The organism is Thermogemmatispora sp., from assembly GCF_019683755.1.
Lineage (GTDB): Bacteria > Chloroflexota > Ktedonobacteria > Ktedonobacterales > Ktedonobacteraceae > Thermogemmatispora.
Genome location: NZ_JADGHT010000394.1, coordinates 1 through 3,893, shown reverse-complemented (window position 1 = coordinate 3,893; position 3,893 = coordinate 1). Strand labels below are relative to the sequence as shown.

The window sequence follows — 3,893 nt, the reverse complement described above, 5'->3', positions numbered from 1 at the left end:
GCTTTGCTGGTTTCCCCTGCTCTCCGGCCCTGGTTCTCTCCCGGCGGCACGCGAGACGAAGTGAAGAGGAGACCTTGTCGGGCAGCAGTGGGGAGAGCTGTCAGAACATCGATTGAAATTTTGACCATCATTGATTATAATCGTTTTACATTTAAAAGGTGTCGCATGATGGCTGGTGACCTACGCGGATGGCACCGCTCCTGGTTGAGGGCGGCAGAGCATAGCGAGACTGAACAAGGGAAGGAAGGAAGAAACCGATGGCACGTCCAGCCAAGCGAGTATCTCCTGACACGCTAGGAGGGCGTATCCGCGCAGCACGGCAGAGCTTACGCCTCTCGCTGGCGGATGTCGCTGATGGTCGTTACAGTACTAGCCTGATCTCTCAGATTGAGCGCAATCGTGTCGAGCCTTCGCCTGAAAGTCTGCACTTTCTGGCTGAACGGCTGAATCTGCCACTGGATGACTTGATGGTCCTGCTTCAGCAGCAGCGCGAGTCGGAGGCCGAAGCTAACCGCTATAAGGAGAATGAGGAGAAGCTGAATCACGCGCTGCGCCTCCTTGAGAGCAAGCATATCAAAGCTGCCTTGGATCTGGTGAACACCATCAATATTGAGCATGCTCCTCCCTCGCTGCGCTGGCGGCTCTATGCTCTTAGAGGGCAGTGCTTCTTTAGCCTGCGTCAGTTCGTGGAGGCCCAGCGGCAGTTTTTCCAGGCTGCAGCTCTGCGTCCCGAGCGGATTCCAACGGAGCAGGTGCATGAGGCGACCCTGCTGCACCTCCATCTGGCTGCAACTTGCCGCGAGCTGGGTCGCCTTGATCTGGCGAACGATCACTATGAGACTGTGCTGAAGCTGATGCAGCCAGAAACCCCTATTCACTACGTGGCCGAGGCTCACTGGGGAATCGCGCTGGTCTCATTTGAGCGCGCCGATAGCCATCGCGACGATGAGCAGTGGGCCGCCGAGTCGGAGCGGCTCAAGTATCGCGCGCTGCATCATGCAGAGAATGCGCGCACGCTTTATCGCTCGATCGGTGATGAGATCAATGAGAGTCTGCTGACCTGCGAAATCGCTCTGATCTATCAGGGCCTGGGGCGTGTAGATGAGGCTCGCGCCTATTTGCGCGAGGTGCTGGAGAAATGGCAGCCGCGCGTGGCAGGTGCTCCCCCTGCGGGTAAGAATGCCCTCGAAGAGCGCCGCCAGAAGCAGGAAGCCAACGTCGTCGCAGCCGCCGCCGCCTATCTGGCAAGCCTTGAGCTACAATGTCAGCGCTATGAGCTGGCACTGCAGTATGTCCGTCAGGCTCACGAGGCTGCTCGTAAGAGTTACATCCTGCGCCGTGCGGAGGCCTATCTGATTGAGGGCCAGATTCTTGATGCGATGGAGCAAGAGCAGGGAGGGACCCAGAGCGGCCAGTCTGGGGCTGAGCGAGCTTTCCGCGCCGCTATTGAGGAGCTGAAGCCCACCCATCGGGTGGCGGCTTTGATCCACGCTCACGATTTGCTGGGGCGCCACTTGTTGAAGCGAGGCAAAATCAAGGAGGGAGAGCATGAGCTTGACATAGTGCGCGCTCTGGCTCAGACACGTCGCCGCTGGGAGGACCCGCTGACAATGACTGATGAGATGTAAGGCAGCCTGGGGGCTGGTCCGCCAGGGTCGCTCGCTGCGTCTGCGGCCTGCCTGAGCGCGGCTGCGCTCGTTGCTTTTCTCCTCCTTGGCCCTTTCGCTGCGCTGGCCAGGTCGGCGCAACTTCCTCCCCCTCTCCCCGTAGATTCCTGTGCAAGGTTCGCAGTGTCGCTACGAGCCCTGTTTGATAGGAGGCCGGAGCTGAGAAGGAGACGCAAGCGTCTTCGTTGGCTGCCTCGCTTGACTCTGGCCAGTATACCAAGGGAGGATTAGATGTCGAAGCCTGTGACTGGACAGTACGAATGTCAGCGTCGTTCGCTGCCGGTGCCCGGGCTGGCCTCTCTGACCACGCGAGTCGACCGCTTGATCTTGCTGCCTCATGGACGCTTTGTCCTGCTGACGCAAGAGCGCTCGCGCCTGGCTCAGGCCGCTCAAAGCTTGCTGGCTGGTACGGGAGCTAGCGCCGGTTCGGCTCTCAATCAGCCCCCAGCGGAGACACGGCACGAGGGTCAGTATGTCTGCCAGGACCGTCGTCTGCTCTTGCTCTTTGATGACGGCAGTCGTGCAGAGGGCCAGCTTGCCTGGAATGGTGAGGGGGTACAACTCGGCCCGGATTTCTTCCAGAAGGTCTCTGATAGCACGCTTTTTCCTTCTCCCCAGCGCCTTAAGGAGGAGATGGAGGAGCTGGCCAAAGGCCTCAAGATCGCTGCTACCCTTGGTAGCCTGGCGGTGAAGGCCGCTAGGGCGATCCACAGCAGTCAAGCCACACAGCCCACTCCCCCAGGCCCTTCGTCGCCTTCGCCAGCCGCCTCCACGCTAGCTGATTCTTCCGCCTCTCCTGCTGGACCAGCGTTCCCTGTTCCCGCTGCCTCCTCTCCGGTCTCTCATTCATCCCCTGATCCTGCCTTTCCTGTCGCTGGCGCTCAGGCTCAGGCTGTAGCAGGGAATGAGACCTTTTTCTGCGACCAGTGTGGGGCCCGCGTGCGTCCAGGAAAACGCTATTGTGGGCAGTGCGGTGCACTGCTGCCGTGAGTCTGCTTTCTCCTGTTCTCTTCCATTACCTGCCTGGCCGCTGGCAGCAGGTTGCTCTGGGCTTCGCTAACGGTGAACTGCTATCTTGAAACATTCAGGGCCTTCCTGGCGTGAATAGACTGGGAGCTTTTTTCTGGAGTTTTTTGAATGGCTATGACCACGAAAGAACTACCTGAAAGGAAGCAGCTTCACCCAACGAGGAGATTGGCATCTAGTCGTGCTAAGGCAGGAAAAATTTTGCAACGCGCTCAGGCCTTTTTCATCAAGTTCAATAACGACTGGGTGATGAACCTGGCAGCAGCTCTGGCCTTTAACCTGTTGACCGCTATGGCTCCGCTGGCCGTGGCCTTGCTGGCTATTCCAGGTCTGTTGCTAGGGAAAGCTGAGGTACGCCTCTACCTCAGTCAGGTGATTCTCTCGATCTTCCCTCGAATGACAGCCTCACCCGAGTTGATCGACGCTCTGCTGCGCCAGCTCAATCGCGTTTCCGGTCCGCTCGGTATCGTCTCAGTCTTGATCGCGCTCTTCACCGGCTCACGCCTCTTTGTTCTGCTAGAGGGCTGTTTTGGTATTATTTACCGGCGACGCCCGCGTCCCTTGCTTCAGCAGAACTTGATGGCTCTGGGGATGCTGCTGCTCTTCGCTGTGCTGACTCCGTTGATGGTGCTGGCAGCCAGCTTGCCAGCGCTGGTGATCTCATTTCTAGAGAAGACCCCGCTTGGCCAGGTGCCCGGTAGCGGTTTCGCCTTCAGCCTGGGCGGCTTGCTTGGCGGCCTGGCGATCGCCTGGGTCTTCTTTTTGACAATCTATACCTTCGTACCTAACCGCCGCATCCGCTGGCGCTCAACCTGGCGCGGGGCCCTCTTGGCCGCTATCTTGACTCAGATCTATCTGGCACTCTTCTCGCTCTACGCGGCCCATTTCTTGAGCGGTCTGGGCGGTCAAATCGGCTTCGCTATTATTCTAGTGACCTTCTTCTACTACTTTGCCGTGATCCTGCTGCTAGGCGCCGAGGTCAATGCTTTCTTCGGCGAAAAGATTCGCTCTGCGCCAGCCGACCTGGTGACCCTGGTGGCCAAGAGTAACCGCGAAGAAAGCGACGTCGGCTCTCAACCCTCCTCGCCCCTCGTTTCCCCTCCCGATCCAGCCACCCCAGGCGCTAAAGATGCCACAGGATAATCAAGATGATGGTCACAATATGCAGGAGCTGGTCAGCCCAGAGGGATGTGATCAGAT

General features: G+C 58.7%; 3 protein-coding genes. All 3 read left to right on the top strand.

From position 1 onward, the window contains the following. Nucleotides 1-257: 257 nt before the first annotated feature. The 3 genes from IRZ24_RS17790 (at nucleotide 258) to IRZ24_RS17780 (ending at nucleotide 3,836) form a co-directional block, all read left to right on the top strand. On the top strand, nucleotides 258-1,628 hold the full coding sequence (locus tag IRZ24_RS17790) for a helix-turn-helix transcriptional regulator (RefSeq protein WP_297167232.1): 1,371 nt from the start codon (nucleotides 258-260) through the stop codon (nucleotides 1,626-1,628). A gap of 270 nt (nucleotides 1,629-1,898) precedes the next feature. Further along, nucleotides 1,899-2,657: a zinc ribbon domain-containing protein gene (locus tag IRZ24_RS17785; RefSeq protein ID WP_297167229.1), complete on the top strand. Its 759-nt coding sequence runs from the start codon at nucleotides 1,899-1,901 to the stop codon at nucleotides 2,655-2,657. A 237-nt stretch (nucleotides 2,658-2,894) separates the two neighbouring features. Beyond that, on the top strand, nucleotides 2,895-3,836 hold the full coding sequence (locus IRZ24_RS17780) for a YihY/virulence factor BrkB family protein (protein ID WP_297167226.1): 942 nt from the start codon (nucleotides 2,895-2,897) through the stop codon (nucleotides 3,834-3,836). Nucleotides 3,837-3,893 lie beyond the last annotated feature (57 nt).

What these genes read in the sequence shown, in the direction of transcription:
- IRZ24_RS17790 (WP_297167232.1), top strand. Translation starts at nt 258, where the DNA reads ATGGCACGTCCAGCCAAGCGAGTATCTCCTGACACGCTAGGAGGGCGT.
- IRZ24_RS17785 (WP_297167229.1), top strand. Translation starts at nt 1,899, where the DNA reads ATGTCGAAGCCTGTGACTGGACAGTACGAATGTCAGCGTCGTTCGCTG.